Annotated in this window: 20 protein-coding genes; 8 read left to right on the forward strand and 12 right to left on the reverse strand. The window is 45.7% G+C overall.

The annotated features are described in order from the left end of the window. Positions 1–86 precede the first annotated feature (86 nt). Entirely contained in the window at positions 87–1,652 is a 1,566-nt protein-coding gene (locus QUB35_RS21685; RefSeq protein WP_333143806.1) for an ABC transporter permease subunit, read from the reverse strand. A gap of 136 nt (positions 1,653–1,788) precedes the next feature. On the opposite strand from QUB35_RS21685, the gene QUB35_RS21690 reads away from it, so the two are divergent. Continuing rightward, positions 1,789–2,391 (forward strand): Uma2 family endonuclease, encoded by a 603-nt coding sequence (locus tag QUB35_RS21690; RefSeq protein ID WP_333143807.1) that lies wholly within the window; start codon positions 1,789–1,791, stop codon positions 2,389–2,391. 29 nt (positions 2,392–2,420) lie between these two features. Here QUB35_RS21690 and QUB35_RS21695 read toward each other — a convergent pair whose 3' ends face one another. From QUB35_RS21695 to QUB35_RS21710, 4 genes are all read right to left on the reverse strand, one after another. Beyond that, entirely contained in the window at positions 2,421–2,750 is a 330-nt protein-coding gene (locus QUB35_RS21695; protein ID WP_333143808.1) for a helix-turn-helix transcriptional regulator, read from the reverse strand. Further along, on the reverse strand, positions 2,734–3,135 hold the full coding sequence (locus QUB35_RS21700; protein WP_333143809.1) for a type II toxin-antitoxin system RelE/ParE family toxin: 402 nt from the start codon (positions 3,133–3,135) through the stop codon (positions 2,734–2,736). The genes QUB35_RS21695 and QUB35_RS21700 overlap by 17 nt, the downstream gene beginning before the upstream one ends. 170 nt (positions 3,136–3,305) lie before the next feature. Next, positions 3,306–4,382, reverse strand: a complete 1,077-nt coding sequence (locus tag QUB35_RS21705; protein ID WP_333143810.1) for a branched-chain amino acid ABC transporter permease — start codon at positions 4,380–4,382, stop codon at positions 3,306–3,308. Positions 4,383–4,641: 259 nt separating this feature from the next. Further along, on the reverse strand, positions 4,642–6,036 hold the full coding sequence (locus tag QUB35_RS21710) for a branched-chain amino acid ABC transporter substrate-binding protein (RefSeq protein ID WP_333143811.1): 1,395 nt from the start codon (positions 6,034–6,036) through the stop codon (positions 4,642–4,644). 295 nt (positions 6,037–6,331) lie between these two features. Here QUB35_RS21710 and QUB35_RS21715 point away from each other — a divergent pair, with 295 nt between their 5' ends. From QUB35_RS21715 to QUB35_RS21730, 4 genes are read left to right on the forward strand one after another with little or no spacing between them, the layout of a single operon-like run. Further along, positions 6,332–6,628, forward strand: a complete 297-nt coding sequence (locus QUB35_RS21715; RefSeq protein ID WP_333143812.1) for a DUF1778 domain-containing protein — start codon at positions 6,332–6,334, stop codon at positions 6,626–6,628. Continuing rightward, a complete protein-coding gene (locus QUB35_RS21720) occupies positions 6,619–7,131 on the forward strand; it encodes a GNAT family N-acetyltransferase (protein ID WP_333143813.1) in 513 nt (170 codons plus the stop codon). The genes QUB35_RS21715 and QUB35_RS21720 overlap by 10 nt, the downstream gene beginning before the upstream one ends. A 39-nt stretch (positions 7,132–7,170) precedes the next feature. Next, a complete protein-coding gene (locus tag QUB35_RS21725) occupies positions 7,171–7,518 on the forward strand; it encodes a nucleotidyltransferase family protein (protein ID WP_333143814.1) in 348 nt (115 codons plus the stop codon). Next, complete coding sequence (locus tag QUB35_RS21730) at positions 7,496–7,852, forward strand: HepT-like ribonuclease domain-containing protein (protein ID WP_333106827.1); 357 nt, start codon at positions 7,496–7,498, stop codon at positions 7,850–7,852. The genes QUB35_RS21725 and QUB35_RS21730 overlap by 23 nt, the downstream gene beginning before the upstream one ends. A gap of 142 nt (positions 7,853–7,994) precedes the next feature. Here the strand turns inward: QUB35_RS21730 and QUB35_RS21735 are convergent, their stop codons facing one another. The 5 genes from QUB35_RS21735 to QUB35_RS21755 form a co-directional block, all read right to left on the reverse strand. Then, positions 7,995–8,483, reverse strand: coding sequence for a hypothetical protein (locus QUB35_RS21735; RefSeq protein ID WP_333143815.1), 489 nt, complete (start codon positions 8,481–8,483; stop codon positions 7,995–7,997). Between the two features lie 129 nt (positions 8,484–8,612). After that, the gene (locus tag QUB35_RS21740) at positions 8,613–9,602 is read right to left on the reverse strand and encodes an AAA family ATPase (RefSeq protein ID WP_333143816.1); all 990 of its coding nucleotides are present in this window, start codon (positions 9,600–9,602) and stop codon (positions 8,613–8,615) included. Further along, entirely contained in the window at positions 9,599–10,270 is a 672-nt protein-coding gene (gene pnuC / locus QUB35_RS21745) for a nicotinamide riboside transporter PnuC (RefSeq protein ID WP_333143817.1), read from the reverse strand. The genes QUB35_RS21740 and pnuC overlap by 4 nt, the downstream gene beginning before the upstream one ends. Before the next feature lie 24 nt (positions 10,271–10,294). Continuing rightward, positions 10,295–11,746, reverse strand: a complete 1,452-nt coding sequence (locus QUB35_RS21750; RefSeq protein WP_333143818.1) for an NAD(P)/FAD-dependent oxidoreductase — start codon at positions 11,744–11,746, stop codon at positions 10,295–10,297. 59 nt (positions 11,747–11,805) lie between these two features. Next, positions 11,806–13,050 (reverse strand): RNA-guided endonuclease TnpB family protein, encoded by a 1,245-nt coding sequence (locus QUB35_RS21755; protein WP_333143819.1) that lies wholly within the window; start codon positions 13,048–13,050, stop codon positions 11,806–11,808. Positions 13,051–13,079: 29 nt separating this feature from the next. Here QUB35_RS21755 and QUB35_RS21760 point away from each other — a divergent pair, with 29 nt between their 5' ends. Further along, on the forward strand, positions 13,080–13,229 hold the full coding sequence (locus QUB35_RS21760) for a CopG family transcriptional regulator (protein WP_333143820.1): 150 nt from the start codon (positions 13,080–13,082) through the stop codon (positions 13,227–13,229). A 105-nt stretch (positions 13,230–13,334) separates the two neighbouring features. Here QUB35_RS21760 and QUB35_RS21765 read toward each other — a convergent pair whose 3' ends face one another. Further along, positions 13,335–14,366, reverse strand: a complete 1,032-nt coding sequence (locus tag QUB35_RS21765; RefSeq protein WP_333143821.1) for a glycosyltransferase family A protein — start codon at positions 14,364–14,366, stop codon at positions 13,335–13,337. A gap of 778 nt (positions 14,367–15,144) precedes the next feature. Here QUB35_RS21765 and QUB35_RS21770 point away from each other — a divergent pair. Both QUB35_RS21770 and QUB35_RS21775 read left to right on the forward strand, forming a co-directional pair. After that, complete coding sequence (locus tag QUB35_RS21770) at positions 15,145–15,294, forward strand: glycosyltransferase (RefSeq protein ID WP_333143837.1); 150 nt, start codon at positions 15,145–15,147, stop codon at positions 15,292–15,294. A gap of 75 nt (positions 15,295–15,369) precedes the next feature. Next, positions 15,370–16,014 carry a hypothetical protein gene (locus QUB35_RS21775; RefSeq protein ID WP_333143838.1) on the forward strand — a complete coding sequence of 215 codons (645 nt, stop codon included), beginning with the start codon at positions 15,370–15,372 and terminating at the stop codon, positions 16,012–16,014. Between the two features lie 289 nt (positions 16,015–16,303). Here QUB35_RS21775 and QUB35_RS21780 read toward each other — a convergent pair whose 3' ends face one another. Next, positions 16,304–16,843 (reverse strand): Dps family protein, encoded by a 540-nt coding sequence (locus tag QUB35_RS21780; RefSeq protein WP_333108980.1) that lies wholly within the window; start codon positions 16,841–16,843, stop codon positions 16,304–16,306. Positions 16,844–17,240 lie beyond the last annotated feature (397 nt).

Raw genomic sequence — 17,240 nt, forward strand, 5'->3', positions numbered from 1 at the left:
CTTGAGAATGGTGCAAAATGTGAGTTGCATCCTAGATTCTTAGCTAAACCCGCCTACAAAATACTATGGTTTTTGCCCTTACCTACTTATTGACTTCTCGCATCTGCTAAAGACTCATTGCTCGCTTCAGCATCCGAATGCAGTTCAGCTTGGTGTATTTTATCAGGAATCAGTCCCTCCGGCCGCACAAGCATCATGACAACAAGAGTTAGGCCGAATAGAAATAAGCGCATTTGAATCGGGTCTAAACTGGTTGCCAGAAAGTCTCGCAACTGGGGAATTGCAATCCTGGGGAGTACAAAAGTATTCAGAAAACCCTTGAGGACTTGCGCTAATTGTGGCAGATAAAGTCGATCGGCAGACATGATAATGATAGCCCCCAAAATCACCCCGGTCATGTTGCCCAAACCGCCTAAAATCACCATACACAGGATGATTACCGACACCGAGAAATCGAAAACGCTGGGAAAAATTGCGCTGATATAGGCGGCGTAAAACGCGCCTGCAAAGCCCGAAAACGTCGCTCCCATCGCAAAAGCCGAAAGTTTGGTTTTGACCAGGTTAATCCCCATCGCACTCGCCGCTAATTCATCTTCGCGCATGGCATTCCACGCCCTCCCCAAGCGGGAATCTCGCAGCCGCGAAATCATGAAGTAAGCGAAGACAACTAACAGTAAAATTAGGTAGTACCAGGGAAAGTAGTTGCCGGTGCTGAAAGTGCCGACGATGGGGAGAGATGGTCGCCCGATCGGGTTTATTCCCGCTTCGCCGCCGGTGAGGTTAAAAGGTCGATCGCACCCAACCAGACACAGCACCAACTCTGGTTTGCCCAAAACAGCCGCAACAATCTTCGAGACTGGTTCGTCGATCCGAATCGCCGTTAAATTCCTAAAGACAACGGGGATAATTTCGCCAAAACCGAGGGTAACAATCGCCAAATAATCGCCCTTGAGCCGCAGTGTCGGAATACCCAGGATTACGCCCGCGATCGCAGCTACACCGGCCGCGATCGGCAGTACCACCCAAAAGTTCCAAGCAATATTTAACTGCCCAGAAGATAGCAAAGCCGTCGTGTAAGCGCCGATCGCAAAAAACGCCGCATATCCCAAATCCAACAAACCCGCAAAACCCACCGTAATATTCAAACCCAGCGCCAACATAATAAAGATTTGAATCTGTACTACAGTAGCAATCCAGCCGGTCTGAGCCTGAATGTCGATAAACGGAAACAGAATTAGAATAAAAGCTAATGTCACCAGAGTTGCCAGCCGCTGGCGTTCTCCCTGCAAACCCTGCAAAGCACCCATTAACGTAGCTGTCAAAATTGCGATCGTCAAACTGCAAATCCCGTACAGCAGCGTCGTCGGCAAAGCAACAGCAGGTTGACCAGACAAAGGTCTAATCAAAACCCCTTCTACCACACTCGCAACTAACAGCCAAACTCCCAATCCCAAACCGGCTAAACTGCCGATCGCAGCACCCATTTTCGGGCTGTAAACCTTCTGATCCCGACAGCTCATAAAGCCCGCCGCCGTACCCATCAGCCAGCCGATCACAGTGCCGCTCCAACCGCCGAATAACAAAACAGTCAAAGAGGCGATCGCCCCTAAAATACCAGTCGATTTAATTGCTTGGATTATTTTATTAGTCATTAGTCATTAGTTATTAGTCATTAGTTATTAGTCACTGTCAACTGTCAACTGTCAACTGTCAACTGTCAACTGTCAACTGTCAACTGCTATATACTGGAACTGTTACCCCAACACACTTCAAACGGGCGATCGCTATATGGTACAAGCACCTCAAAAAACTATCACCCTCGACGAGTTTTTGCAACTCCCAGAAACCAAACCCGCTAGCGAATACATCAAAGGTGCGATTTTACAAAAACCTATGCCACAAGGAAAACACAGCACAATTCAGGGAGAACTTATCACGAGGGTTAATGCAGCGGGCAAACCTCAGCGGATTGCTTGGGCATTTCCAGAACTTCGCTGCACCTTTGGCGGACGTTCTATTGTCCCCGATGTCGCGATTTTTGTTTGGAATCGCATTCCCCTAGACGCTGACGGCGAAATTGCCAATACATTTAATGCTCACCCAGACTGGACAATAGAAATTTTGTCCCCAGCCCAAAGCCAAACCAAAGTCACAAACAATATTTTGCACTGTTTGAATGCCGGTTGCCAGATGGGTTGGTTGCTCGATCCCGATGAAAAAAACATTTTAGCCTATCCCGCAAGGCAGCAGCCGATTTCCTTGCAAGAACCAACAGATATACTCCCGATGCCCAATTTTATGCCGGAAATGCAGTTGACTTTAGGCGAAGTTTTTGGCTGGCTCAAACCTGGCTTTAGTATCGAACCGAAAATAGTGGAATTGAGTAAATAATAGGCGATCGCGCATACTCATTTCTTAATTTACGCACTACGCTGCTCAGTGCGATTTTCCTCAAGGGCGATCGGGATCAGTTGAACCTCCAATCGCTGATTGAGCGCACGTGCAATTTTTTGCAGCATTAAAAGCGAGTGTTCCTCATACTCAGCATCTTCAAGCTCCGCAATCACCGAATGTTTTGTCCCAATGCGATCGGCAAGTTGCTGTTGGGTCAATCCTGCTTGCGTCCGAGCACGATAAATCAGTTGTGCAAGTTCTGCATTGAAAGAGGATTCTTTAATCATTTCCTCCATTTCAGGATCTTCAGAGGTCATTTGTTGAAGGATCTTCAGTGCATCATTCGTCTTCGCCATCTTCTGTTTCCTCCACATAGGTATGAACTGCTGGATTGGCTTCAAATTGAGCCTTTTGCTGAATTGCCCGCTCAATCTCTGTATCAGGGACTCGATCCTCATCTTTTGTGATGGCATGAGCCAAAATTGCTACATTCTGCCCATTAAAGAAGTACAAAATGCGATACTGCACTCGGAGATGCTTTGCCCGTAATTCATAAATTCCGTCACGCAGGTAATCTGCCACAGGTCGTCGTAACTCGTAACCTGTACTTGCTAGTTGTTGAATTCGCGCAACACAGTTGGCATAGCCTTTGCGATCGTGCTTCAGGAGTATCTTAAGCCATTCCAGAACTGGAGCCGCGCCTTCTCGATCTTGATAAAAAATAACTTTTGTTTCGGGCACAGTTTTCGACCCTCGTCATCCACATTTACTTTATCACAATATTGCTATAATTAGCAGATTTGGTGATGCGAGGCAGAGCCTCTAGACATCAGTTCCCAAGCCGACCCTGGGAACCAGTTAAATTGCTTGAATTATCTTGTTTGACATATTCCCCTTTTTCCATTTCCCAATTAAACCTTTTCCTGAACATTTTCTCCCAACAAACCCCCAGGCCGAAAAGCCAAAATCACCACCAAAACCCCAAACACCCAAGCATTAGTCCAGCGGCTCGACAAATACTGATCGCTCAAAGACGAAAGCAACCCAATCAAAACCCCCCCCAACATCGCCCCGACAATATTGCCAATTCCCCCCAAAACTGCTGCCGTAAAAGCCCTCAAACCCGCCGTAAACCCCATCGTAAAAACAATAGTATTGTTGTACAGACCAACCAGAATCCCCGCCGAACCCGCCAAAGCTCCCCCAATCAAAAAAGTCAGAGCAATAATCTGATCCACATTAATTCCCATAATTTTAGCAGCATCCCGGCTTTGAGCAGTTGCCCGCATCGCCTTTCCCAGACGAGTGTATTGCACAAACACATGAAGCAAAACCATCAATACCACCGCCACCACCAACACAATTAAATCTTTCGTAGTAAATACAATACTCGTTTGAATTCCCAAAGCTTTGAAAATATCAACTCGCGGCAACAAATCGGGAAAACTTTTCGGCGCAGCAGAATTAGAACCCATCACCGGAATAAAAGCTTTCAATCCTCCCCAAAACAGCCCCATATTTTGGAAAATAAAAGAAACTCCAATTGCCGAAATTAAAGGAGCTAAACGAGGAGCATTTCGCAAAGGTCGATAAGCATACTTTTCCACAACAATATTCAACCCAGCACAAAACACCGAACATACAATTAAAGCAACTAACATCACCGGTATAGCAATAGCCAAAGGTGCGCCATCTTGCATCCCAAAAGCCCCGAACACGGTTAGGGAAGCAAAAGCACCCAACATATACAAGTCGCCGTGAGCAAAATTGATTAACTCAATAATGCCATAAACCATAGTGTAACCCAAAGCAATAATTGCAATCAGCGCGCCGTTAACAAGACCAACTAATAATTGTTGGATAAAAACTTCGGGATTGCTGACTATTTCACCAACTATTTTTGGCAAATCAAATCCTGCGATCGGGCCTAATAGCAAAACTATATAAACTACACCTACATATAAGAGAATACTTTTCCAGTTTTTCATAATTATTCGTAATGGGGAATTGGAAATTGGGCATTAGGAACATTCATTCTACTCGTTTCTAGGCAGATATTAGAAACGCGGATTCGGAGGCTCTACCTCCAATTTTTCGGATCGGAAAGCCCAGCCGGCCAAGAGTGACATTGGTTCCTAGGCTCTGCTTAGGAACCAGTTAAAATCACTACTGACAACAGTCAACAGCCAACAGTCAACTGACAACAGTCAACAGTCAACTGACAACAGTCAACTGACAACTGACTAATTATTCCGTCTTGAGCGCATTCACGAACTCCCACTTGCCACCTTTAACCACATTTCCTGACATTGTAGTCAAGCTCGTGTCGCCGTTGGTGTCAAAACTCCAAGTGCCGAGTACCCCGTTAAAGTCTTTAGTTGCCAAGACAGCTTCGCGGATAGCAGCGCGGTCATTTTTGCAAACTTTATTAATTGCGCCGATCGCAACTTTAGCAGCTTCATAGGCATAAGCTGCATAAGCTTCCGGTTCAGCATTATATTTTGCCTTGTAACTTTCGTACCACTTCGCGCCCGCACCAGTCAATTCTTGAGGAGGCAAGCCACCAAAAGTAGCGTAAATTCCTTCGGCATCTTTGCCCGCCGCGTCAATTAAAGCTTGCTCTTTAATGCCGTCGGGCCCCATGAACTTAACTGCATCAGCCGCCATCCCAACATTTCTCATGTCTTTAATTATTTGTCCGGCGTTGCTCTGAGTAGTGCCACCGAAGTAAATCATGTCGGGATTTAAAGCTTTGATCTTATTCATTAACGCCTTATAGTCGCTAGCTTTAATATCAATTCCCTCTCTTCCGAGGACTTGAATTCCCAACTTTTTAGAAGTTGCTTCAAAAACATCAGCGATGCCTTTGCCGTAGAGTTCTTGGTCGTCGAGAATGTAGACTTTTTGTACGCCTAAAGATTTCGCCCAGTTGCCAGCTACAGCCCCTTGAAGGTCGTCAGCGGGGACAACGCGGGTGAAATTACGAGTGCCAGCGGGATAATAAACGTTGGGTTCTTTGGCTTCGCCTTTTCCTGGTTTAGTCAGTCCCGGATAAGTGTTGGCCGGACTGATCATGACGATGTTAGCTTGGTTGAGCACGGGAATGGAAAGTTTGGCGGCACCGGAGTTATAGTGACCGATGACGGCAACTACCGAAGCGTCAGCGACGGCTTTGTTGGAGTTCGAGGTTACTTGGGCGGGGTCCCATTTGCCGGCCGCGGCGGTGGCGTCATCGTAAACTTCGTATTGGATTTGGATTTTGCCGTCGCAAGCTTTGGAGTTGGTTTCGGCGAGGGCTTGTTGGATGCCGTTGACCATTGTTTGAGCTTGACCCAAGGCGCTGCCTGTCATCGGCAGCATGGAGACAATTTTGACAGTATTTGGGTCTCCGGGGCTGCTGACTGCGACGGGAGTGGCTGCAGGACTGGTTCCGGGGCTGCCTCCGGGAGTTGTGGCGGTGGGTGCTTGAGGATTTTGACAGCTAGCGCACAGAGAGGCTATTCCGGCGGCAAAAAGTAATTTCCGCAATCCTCCGACGCCGAGATTGTGTGTTGAGTTGATTTTTGGGGATGTGGCACTTTTGCCCCCTGACTTCTGGGAAAACTTCATAGGTTGGTTCGTTTGTTGCTTGCGTCTTAGCATATTTTCACTGTTTTAAGTATGTAGTCAAGGGTTAGCACAAGTTTAAAAAATTTGTGTCAACTATCAAAAACAGACCTAGAAAGGCAACATCAGGACTTAGGCCGAGCGATCCTGTATCAGCGGCGGCGGGGGCTGCCCGTACAATGCGTGAGTTCACGATTCCCTCGCGGTTAACTAGATCCGCGATCGCAGATTTCAGTATATGTGTTGACATTGTGTATACAAAAAATTAGCATATAAATATGCTAGGGCTACTAGCTCAAATTACTACTGTGTCTAGCCAGAGGTAACTGTTATGCACCCGCCAGCATCTGAAGAATCAGTCAGCCAGACCCGCGATGTGACAATCAACATTCGAGCTAAGCCGAATCAACGCGCTGTAATCGATCGCGCGGCCCAATTACAGGGAAAGAGCCGATCGGAGTTCATGCTTGAATCAGCTTACCAAAAAGCTCAAGATGTTCTTCTAGACCGCTGTTTTTTTGGGTTAGATGAAATTAAATTTAAGCAATTTTTGGCGCTGCTGGATGCACCGCCGACGCCAAATCAGAAGCTAAACGCATTACTAAAAACAAAATCTCCGTGGGATTAGATCGAGATTTAGGCCAACTCTGCCCCCCTGAAAAACTGAACTCGTTACATCAAATTGAGACCTTTGATTCAGGCAACAGTCAGTTAGATGAATGGCTCAAGCGCCGCGCTCTGAAAAATGAGTCAGAGGGGGCTTCACGGACTTATGTTTTGTGCGATCGCCAAGCAGTCATTGCGTACTATTGTCTTGCAAATGGAGCAATAGCACAAACTACTGCAACGGGTAAAGTCCGGCGCAATATGCCCGATCCGATTCCTGTTATGGTGATTGGACGGCTTGCCTGCGATCGCAACTGGCAAGGTTCCGGCATCGGACGCGCTTTGCTGCGGGATGCAATTCTTCGCACTTTGCAAGCTGCTGAGATTGCAGGAATACGCGCAATTCTCGTACACGCTATCTCCGAAGATGCGAAGCAGTTTTACCAGAAGTGCGGGTTTACTGTTTCGCCGATCGATCCGATGACACTCATGGTGAAAGTTAGCGATGCCATTGCTTCACTTTAGCTCAGACATTATTTGCTCTCGTTGGAGGTTGACTCGCGGATGATTGAGTTGCAATCAGATTTAGAATATGTAGTGAGCGATCGCTTAAAAGTCTCTCTGGATGCGATCGCGCAATTTTGCCAGCGCTGGAACATTGTCGAGTTTGCCCTGTTTGGCTCAGTGCTGCGGGATGATTTTCGCCCTGATAGCGATGTGGATGTATTAGTTACTTACGAGCCATCCCACCGCCTCACGCTGTCTCATTTATTGGGTATGCAGGAAGAGATAGAGCATTTATTTCAGCGATCTGTAGATTTGGTGGAAAAAAAGCTGTTAAAAAATCCCTATCGGCGATCGAACATTTTGAAAACCTATCGAGTGATTTATGCAAGCGGGCGATCGGGATAGAGCTTCACTTTGGGACATGGCGCAAGCAATCCGTCGGATTCAGGAGTTTACTGCTGATGCCTCTTGCGACACTTACCTTGAAAGTGTTTTTATGCAAAGTGCCGTAGAGCGGCAGTTGGGGATTTTGGGCGAAGCAGCTCGCAGAGTTTCGAGCGAGTTTCAGCAGTTCCATCCCGAAATTGATTGGCGAAATGCGATTAACTTACGAAATATTTTGGTTCATCGCTATGACCAAGTGAGTTCGGAAGTTATTTGGAATATCGTTACAAGTATTTTGCCTGGTTTGCTGGTGCAAATAGAGGCATTACTGCCACCGTTACCCGATGATATTTGATATCATGCCCGGTCAAATTCCTCCGCTTAGCGCTTGAGGGCGATCGATCCGGTTTGTAGTGAGGACTTTAGTCCGCAGGATCGAAGGACTTTAGTCCTCACTACAAACTAATCTTAATCGATATCATTCAATCGGACATCAACTACGGTAGCTGACCTAATTTTTTAGTAAGAATCGCTACAGCCACTTCGTAATCCTTTCCGAGGAGGTAAGCGAAATGATAATAGCTGGCAAGATAGAAATCGCAACCAAACTTCTGATAGCGATCGCATATCGCCAGAAATCCATAACGGGCATCGCTGGGCTTTGTGAACCAATCACGATGGTAAGAGTCCTGAAGAAACAGGGTGAGTGTCTGTTGGTCAGCACTCGGAATCAATCGAATGGGATGGATGCAGGCATGGTGCGATCGCGGCACTGGCAGCAGCAGGTTATACTCTTGGACTGTGAGAAAATCTGCCAGACTATCTTCGGATATCTCAAAGTAGGATTCCTGCGGTAACTTGAGAAAATGATGCCACGCCATCCAAAATTCGTGTTTGCTGTCAAATCCTGGATCGATATCTAATCGCCACTGTCGATCCTGACATAAATCATCGAGAACATCTTGGGGCAAATCCGTGAGTTTCATGAATCGTTTCCCTGCAATCCTTTTAATCGCCTAGTTCGACTATTCTAATAGATATCTAGAGAAGCAAGAGATATTTCAAAAGAGCGATCGCCCGCCAATAAAAGGTGCGCGATCGCACTCCACTTATTCCTAATTCTCTAGCTCCTTTAACGCTTCAAACACCAACAGTGAATCGATCGCCCCAATTGCATCCGACATTCGCAACTCGTGCGTTCCTCCCACAGTAATATACCGCTTTCCTTTCTTCTGAAGAACCTCAACAAACCACTGGTGCATAGTCATCCGTAAATGTTCGCTTTCTCGCGTTCCATCCTGAACAAACCCGAAATCCGGCTGAGTCAAAATATACAAATCGTAGCGGCGGCTGTCTGCAATTTGCTCGACCATCGGGTGTTCGGAACCAAGGTAACGTTTGTGCCAAATACAAGTAGCTAAAGAATCTGTATCGCAGATAACGACTTTGTTAGCGCGAGTAGCAATATCGTCTTCTATAGCAGCTTGTTTCTTGGCAATTTCTACAAATTCATAGCTGTCCCAAATTTCCGGATCGGGCGAATATTGCCTGCCTTCCCAGTAACACCTGCCGTATTCGGGAACCCAAACAGTTTGGTAGTGCTGTGCGAGCGATCGTGCCAGGGTAGTCGTGCCGCTCGATTCTACACCCAGCACGCAGACTCGTTTGGCAAAGTAGGCTTTGGCTGGGGGAGTCAGCATTTGCCAGTGTTCGGCTAAGTGCGATCGCAATTGCGTTCCCGAAATCGGGAATTTGAGCCGTTCGCGATCGACTGCACAGTGTTGAGATCCCATCAGTTTTGCCCAAGGTTCGCCGTAATCTTCTGAAGAAAAAGCGATATCGGGTTTTCGCCCAGAAAGCACCTCAAGAGTCCTCTGAGCCCAAGGTTCGGGGGCTTCCGGCAAATCGTCGAGCACTTCGATAACTTCTGCATCGGGATGCAAAAACCGAATCCAGTCGGCTCTAACGCTTCCTGCAACTGCTTGATTTGTTTTATAACAGGCGAGAACGATTAAACGGTCAACCTTTTTTTTAGCTTCTCGAATTAAGTAGTCGTGTCCTTTGTGGAAGGGGTAAAATTTGCCTACAGTAACACCGAGTATCATAAAGATTGCTGCTGTTTTAACTTTTGTTCCGAGTAAATCCGCTGAAAATTTTGCAGTCCGAAAATTGCCATTAAGCAAAATATCGCGTACAAAATACTCGTCAGATATAGCCCGCGCGAGGCATACAAGGGAACGTAAATCGTGTCTGCAACAATCCACAAATACCAGCTTTCGAGATAGCGTTCCATCAGATACAACTGGGCGATCGCGCTTAAGATGGTGGTCAGGGCGTCCCAAAATGGTGCTGCACCGCCCAAATATACTAATACTGTTCGCAAGCCAAATACACCAACTGTAACGAAGACTGCGGTGAGGATGAGCCAGCGTTGGTTTATGCGAGATACAGGTTTTTCTGTGCTGTTTTCGCCACCCCGCAGCCAAATATAAATTGCTTGGAAGCTCGTGATCAAATAGAAGGATTGAAGCGCAACTTCGCCGTACAGTTTAACTTGATAAAACACCGCAGCGTAGGCGATAACTCCGATTAAGCCGATCCACCAGCCTAGGGGATTGTTTTTAGCAAGCAGCCAAACGCTCCAAGCAGAAGCGATCGCGGCTATCGCTTCGATTAAGTCGAGTTGGATAGGGACAAACCACTGCACTGAAAGCAGGAGCACGAAGATGCTTGCTGCGAAGCCGATTAAGTTTGGCAGATTCGCTTTTTTCATGGCCATCCCTATCCCGTCGGCTGGCTATATTGACTGCGAAATCAAATCCGAATCACTTTTTTCTTTTGAGCGATCGACACTAAAATCTTCATAGTACGATCGCTCAGTATTCACATCCCACAAATCGTGCTTTTCGCCGAGAATATTTCTCACAGCCAGCATCCCCGTCAGCATGGAATGGTCTTGGTTGTTGTATCGGTGCATACCGTTTCGCCCGATCGTCTGCAAATTCTCAAATCCCTTCAAAAAACCTTCAAGTACCTGCAAGTGTCCTCGATATTCCCCATCATAAACGGGATAAGCTTTAAGTTGCCGTATGACAACTCCATCTTGCACCTCAGCAGTTGTTGCTAACCCCAAACCCACCAACTCGCGAGTTGCTAATTCGATAAGTTCCGCGTCCGACATTTCCCAAATCTCATCGCCTACGCTACAGAAATATTCCATTCCTAAACAACTTTTGCTGGCGTCTGGAACTAAAGCGGCGCTCCAATTCTTAAAGTTTTGAATGCGTCCAACTTTGACTTCGGGGGAGTGAATGTAAATCCAGTTGTCAGGAAACAAATCCTTGCGATCGACAATCAGCGATACAATCAAAAAATCTCGATATTTGAGCGATCGCGCGGCGTGCAATACCTCTTCGGGGGGCTGCGGTTTCATTCTTGCTACCAGCGCCGATATCGGCATACTCGTAATGAAATTATCAGCAGAATATTGAACTAATTCTCCGTTTTGCTCCGCAGTAATACTTTTAATCGTATTACCTTCACGCTCAAAGCTAATCACTTTAGTATCGAGATAAACCTTGCCGTCTTTATTCTCCACAGCTTCCGCGAACTTTTCCCACATCATCCCCGGCCCCAAAGCTGGATAATCAAACTCTTTGATTAATGTTTTAGTGTCGTTGCTACCAAACAAAGCATTAATAATTGCTGTTGTCAGCGACAATCCTTTAATCCGCTGCGCCGCCCAATCTGCTTGAATTTCTGAACAGGGAATTCCCCAAACTTTTTCAGTGTAAGTCTTAAAAAATGTTTTGTACAAGCGTTCCCCAAAACGATTGATCACCCATTGTTCAAAAGTTTTTTCTTCCGTAAGTGGCCAAATTCTCACTTTCAGATAGCTCAAAATAATGAGCGTACTCTCAATTATCCCCAAATTAAAGAGAGTATTGAAGGCACTGATTGGATAGTTAAAAAATTTACCTCGATAAAAAATTCGCGACAATCGTGGCACTTTAATAAACTCATTTCCCAGTACCTCTTGCCACAACTGCTGCACGGCTTCAACTTTAGTATAAAAGCGGTGGCCGCCAATGTCGAAACGATAGCCTTTGTAGGTTTCTGTGCGAGCTATTCCCCCAACTTTATCACCTTTTTCTAGTACAACAGGGATGATGCCTTGCTTGACTAGCTCGTAAGCTGCCGTCAAGCCCGCAGGGCCTGCACCGACGATCGCAACAGGATAATGTTTCACTCAGCCTACCTCCAGCTTTTTTATCCAAACTATACAGTTATTTATAACTTTTGACATCCTCACCGACTATCAGGTGCGGTGATTCCCGACAGGTCAAACAAACTGAGTTGAATGAACTCCGGGCGGGTTGACGCTTCAACGGATGCGGCTAACTTGGCGCTAGTCTTACGCTTCCTCTGCAATCCGTTTTGAGTCTCCGAATGCCCTCCGGCGACTTTAATATTTACCGCTGCATTGATATCGCGGTCGTGGCTTGCTCCACAGAATAGACAATTCCACTCACGAATAGATAGCTCCTTCTTGCCACCAATCTCGTTACAACACGAGCAACGCTGGCTGGTAGGTTCCCATCTACTAATGATGCGAAATTCACGCCCATACTTTTGGGCTTTTCCTTCTAGAAATGTTCTGAACTGTCGCCACCCTAAATCGCTAATTGCGCGGGATAACTTACGGTTCTTGACCATGCCTGCGACATTTAAATCTTCCAGAATTACCGCTTGGTTTTCGCGGATTAATCTGGTTGATAACTTATGCAGAAAGTCTGTTCTTGTATCCTTAAGCTTGGCGTACTGTCTGGCTCTCCGTCGCTGTGCCTTCTCGTACCGCTTAGAGCCTCGCTGCTTTCTGGCTAGGTTTTTATCTAATCGCCTCACACGCTGAATACGCTTTTTCAGTGGCAGGAGTGCATCTACTTTTTCACCAGTGCTTAATGTGGCAAAGGTGGCTATGCCCAGGTCAACCCCCACGCTGTTTTCAGTAGGTGGTAAAGTTTCTGGCCCAATCTCCACGACGAAGCTGACAAAATAGCGGTGGGCTGCGTCTCTAATCACTGTGACCGAGCTAGGCTCAGACGGGAGAGGACGCGACCAGACTACATCTAATTTGCCTATCTTGGCAAGATAGAGAGAATCATTTTGCAGCTTGAAACCAAAGGTAGTAAACCGTGCAGACTGTGCAGCCCGACGCTTCTTAAACCGTGGTGGCTTAACAGCTTTTCCCTTACGCTCTCCCTTACATGATTTAAAGAAGTTTTGGTACGCCTGTTCTAAATCATTGAGCGATTGTTGCAGAGGTACGTTAGAAACCTCCGTTAACCATTCTCTTTCTGCTACCTTTTTGGCTTGGGTTATAAATTGCTTCTGTAATGCAGCATTGCTCGGTTTCTTACCTCCTGCCCGATATTCAGCATTGCAGTGAGCCAGTCCATCATTCCAAACCACACGCACACACCCGAACAGTTTAGCGAGTGCCAACTGCTGCGAGGGTGTGGGGTAGACGCGAAAACGATAACGTGCTTTCATAATAGTATTGTATCCTATTACGGACGCGAATGGCAAGACAAAACACTTTTAAAGTAAGGCTTACAGATGAGGAACTAGGCTGGCTCCAAGCTTATGCCGAGAGCAAACAAATAACTACCGCTGAAGTAGTGAGACAATATATCCAAAAACTCAAACCAAAAGAAAAGTCGCCCGCTTAGTGCGAGGCTTGTATCCCATTATTTCCGGTAACAGTGATAGATTCACCCGTGAATACCCTGAGAAACGATCGATCGACCTGATGTTTAAGCACAATTGGCCTTGATTTATTGAGCGGACACCGGCAAACTAACTTTGCCAGTCACAGGCTTTTTTTGGTATAAGTAGCGACCCGTGCCGATCGCGAATGCCAGTCCGCTGTAAAAGTAGAAAAGCCAGTGCCACGGAATTGTTTTCAGGGCAAATAGGATACCGTGTTTACGGTAAAAAAATCGGTAAAGCGGTGCATTAATTGCTACCAGCGGTATTGCGAGCAAACCAGCCAGTAGCAGAAAGCTCAGGGACCAGCACGTCCCCAAAATTGCCAGCACCACTGCATAAGTTAAAATCACGCTGATGCGGTTTGAAACTTGCAAGTTGAGGTCGTTATTCAATTGGCGATCGCGCCAAATCAGTTCTGTCCAAGGCAGCGCTCGGTAGAAAAAGTCAGCTTTCACCATCCCCATAGGTTTCCACCGCTTTAAATGCTTCACCTGCAATGTTTTGCACAGCCGAATGTTATAACCTGCTTGTTTCAAACGGTAGCCGAACTCAATATCTTCGATCGAAGCTTGGCGGTAACTCTCATTAAAGCCGCCCATCTGCAAAAAAATTTCCCGGCGAATCACTCCGCAAGCGCCCCAAAAAGTCGAAGCTTCTTCGTTACCTGTTTGGTGCACGTAGTGGTGCAGCAAGTTCCTGTACTGCGATAGAAAATCAGGATCTCCGGGAGCATCGTCGTAAGAGCCAATGAAAGCAGCTAAGTAGGGATTATTTTTGAACACCGATATCGCATAGCCCACAGCTTCTGGACAAACAGCGACATCAGCATCCACAAAAAACAGAATATCTCCCTTTGCAGCTTGGGCACCCAAATTCCTTGCCCGCGCTGGCCCCCCGCATTCGGGAATCCTGATGACTTTGGCGCCGAATTCCTTGGCTAGACGCCAGGAACCGTCGCTTTCGCCATCTGCTACTACAATAATCTCGATCGGCCTGGGCACAGTTTGAGCCAGTTTTGACAAACAGGTGCGGAAGTAAGAGCCCCCGTTGTGGACTGGGATAATAACGGATACAGTGGGGTCGGCGGTAGAAATCATTACCTAAAGTGTTTAAATTGCAGGGGCTAAAATTTGCTGGAATTTTATTGGTGCTACTTTACGAAGGGTAAATCAGCTCTACTTTTTTATTTATAACTCGATTTCTGTTTGTCTTCAACTAGATTTTTTGCTGGTATTCTCGATTTGATTTTCCCCATTCTTACCTCTATTTTACGCCATATCTTGCTGAGACTGACCTGATGTAGACAACAGCTTTACAAAATCTTTAAATATATCATTGTTTGTGTAAAGTTGGGAAAAAGCCCCAGCAGCATTTGGGTGCGGCTCTGTTGGAATGCACAAGACTTTGATTTTATAAGTAGGCACACCGTATAAAATCAAACATCGTTTATACGGATACCCGCGAACTCTCAGGACTGGCGCCGTACAATTTCTTTTACAGACCTCATCCGTGAGTGACTCCTGCACAAAGTATCGATCGCGACTGGGGACTCAACGCACACTTTATGACTTTTGGCAATATATTTTAAATATACGCCTTAAAATTTCCCCCGCTGTACGATCGAGCTTTAGTAATTTGCTAACATACCCTTAGCTAGCTCCCTTTGAACTAAAACTTTTACCTAAACCATTTTTTATATTACATGAACACCTCCCAAAATACTTTAAATCAGCCATTAGTTTCAGTCATCATACCAGCTTTCAACGCTAAAAATTTTATGGCTAAAACCTTAGAGTCTGTCTGATATCAAAATTATCAAAACATAGAAGTTTTAGTAGTTGACGACGGCTCTACAGATACAACACAACAGCCGAAATCGTCCAATCTTTTGCTCAAAAAAATAGCCGATTCAGCTTATTCCACCAGTCAAATACTGGCGTCGCCGTCGCTCGCAACCTAGCAATTGACAAATCAAAAGGCGAATATATTGCTCCCATCGAGACCGACGATATTTGGTATCCCTAAAACCTAGAAAAACAAGTTAACTGCCTGAATTCCTCAGCACCATCTGTCGGAGTTGTCTATTCCTGGTCACTTGATATCAACGAAAAAGACTTACTCACAGGTGGATTTTACAACTCCACCATCGAAGGAGAAGTATACAAAGCTTTAGTTTATAAATATTTTATGGGTAATGCTAGCTCATCTCTGATCCGCCGCATTTGTTTCGAGAGAGTCGGCGGTTACAATTGCCAATTGAAAGCCGAAAACGCCCAAGGCTGCGAAGACTTGGAACTTTTTCTCCGCATCGCTGAGCATTATCAATTTAAAGTAGTGCCAGAATTTTTAGTTGGCTATCGGCAGATTGCCAGCAGTATGTCTAGCAACTATGCAGCAATGGCAAAATCTCACTCTCTAATTATGGCAGATGTCCGGCAGCAACATCCCGAAATTCCTGCCAATATTTATCGCTGGTCTAACAGCAGTTTTTATATATACAATTTAGCCGTTAAAAGCAACCGTAACGGCAAGCATCGCAGTACATTATTCTGGCTATATCGAGTTTTTCCAGAAGATTCATTGATGACTCTTTTACGCCATAATTTGTATGTGCTGTCAATAGAAAGTATAGTAAAAATAATATTTCCACCGCCAACTAAGTCTGGGTTAGAGTTAAAACAAGCATCAGAATCGAGTGAAGGGACGACACTTGCTAGGATTGAGACGCGAAGGAAAGTTCACTGAATGTTGCCGTCGAACGTAGACGAAAGAATGCGATTCAATAGTTTAGGAAATCGAAAATCTACATAAACCCAACATTGAAAAACCCGGTTTTTTGAATAAACCGGGTTTTTGAGGAAGCTAGAGGGCGTTTAATTCTGCCTGGTTGGTCTGTCAAGAACCAGGAAAAAGGGTTAAATAAAAGAATTTTAATTTTCCATTCTTCCTTCTTCCGACTTCCATCGAACTGACATCCGTTACATCCGTTAGAGAATCCGTTACCGAACTTCCTTCTTCCTTCTACTTAATCTTTCTAAGCGTGAGAAGCTGTAGGAGTTTTAGCTTGTGGGTGCTGGCCGTCTGGCGCAAGGGATTCCCCCTCAATAAACGATCGCAACATCCAAGCCATTTGTTCGTGCTGTTCCATCAAACCAGTCAAAAAGTCTGCGGTTCCGTCATCCTTAAACTCTTCACCGCACTGTTCGACGTGTTGGCGGAGATTGCGAATAATCAATTCGTGGTCGTCAACTAAACGCGATACCATTTCCGTAGCCAAAGGCAAATCGCCGATATGTTCTTTAATCGAGCCATACTTCAGAAAACCCTCAGCAGTACCAATTGGATAGCCACCTAAAGTTCTGACCCGTTCGGCCATAGCATCGATATTTAGTGTTAAGGCCTGATAGTGTTCTTCCCACAACTGGTGGAGCGATCGAAACTGCGGGCCCACTACATCCCAGTGATACTTTTTGGTTTTGATTAACAGCAGATAAGCATCTGCCAGGTCGTGATTCAATAGTTCGATAACGCCTGCACGTTGCTCGTCCGATAAGCCTATGTTTAACTTACGCATTGAAAATTTTTCCTTCAACTCTAACTTTACATTTATTAGAACAAATTACGCCAGCAACTTACATCAACCCAGAGGACGATCGAAGACGATCGCACTTTCGTAAAATATCTGCATTTCAGGTTAAATTAATCGCAATATAGATACCCTTAGATAGATGCCATGAAACTTATTGTTCTGGAGTGCCTTTGTTTGGCAAACACAGGGATGGGGCAACCGATGAGTCCCCGCTCAATCGGGCTATACAAAAAGGCTGCACTATGATTGTTAGTAAAAATCAAGGAATTTATGTCCCAGTTAACCAACATCCCACACAATTAAGTGTGTGGGCTGCTTTAAATGACGGGCTAGGGGACTGGGAATTAAATATAACCGTTTCTAACCCTTGACCCCATCTAGT

The organism is Microcoleus sp. B13-B6 (assembly GCF_036705405.1).
Lineage (GTDB): Bacteria > Cyanobacteriota > Cyanobacteriia > Cyanobacteriales > Microcoleaceae > Microcoleus.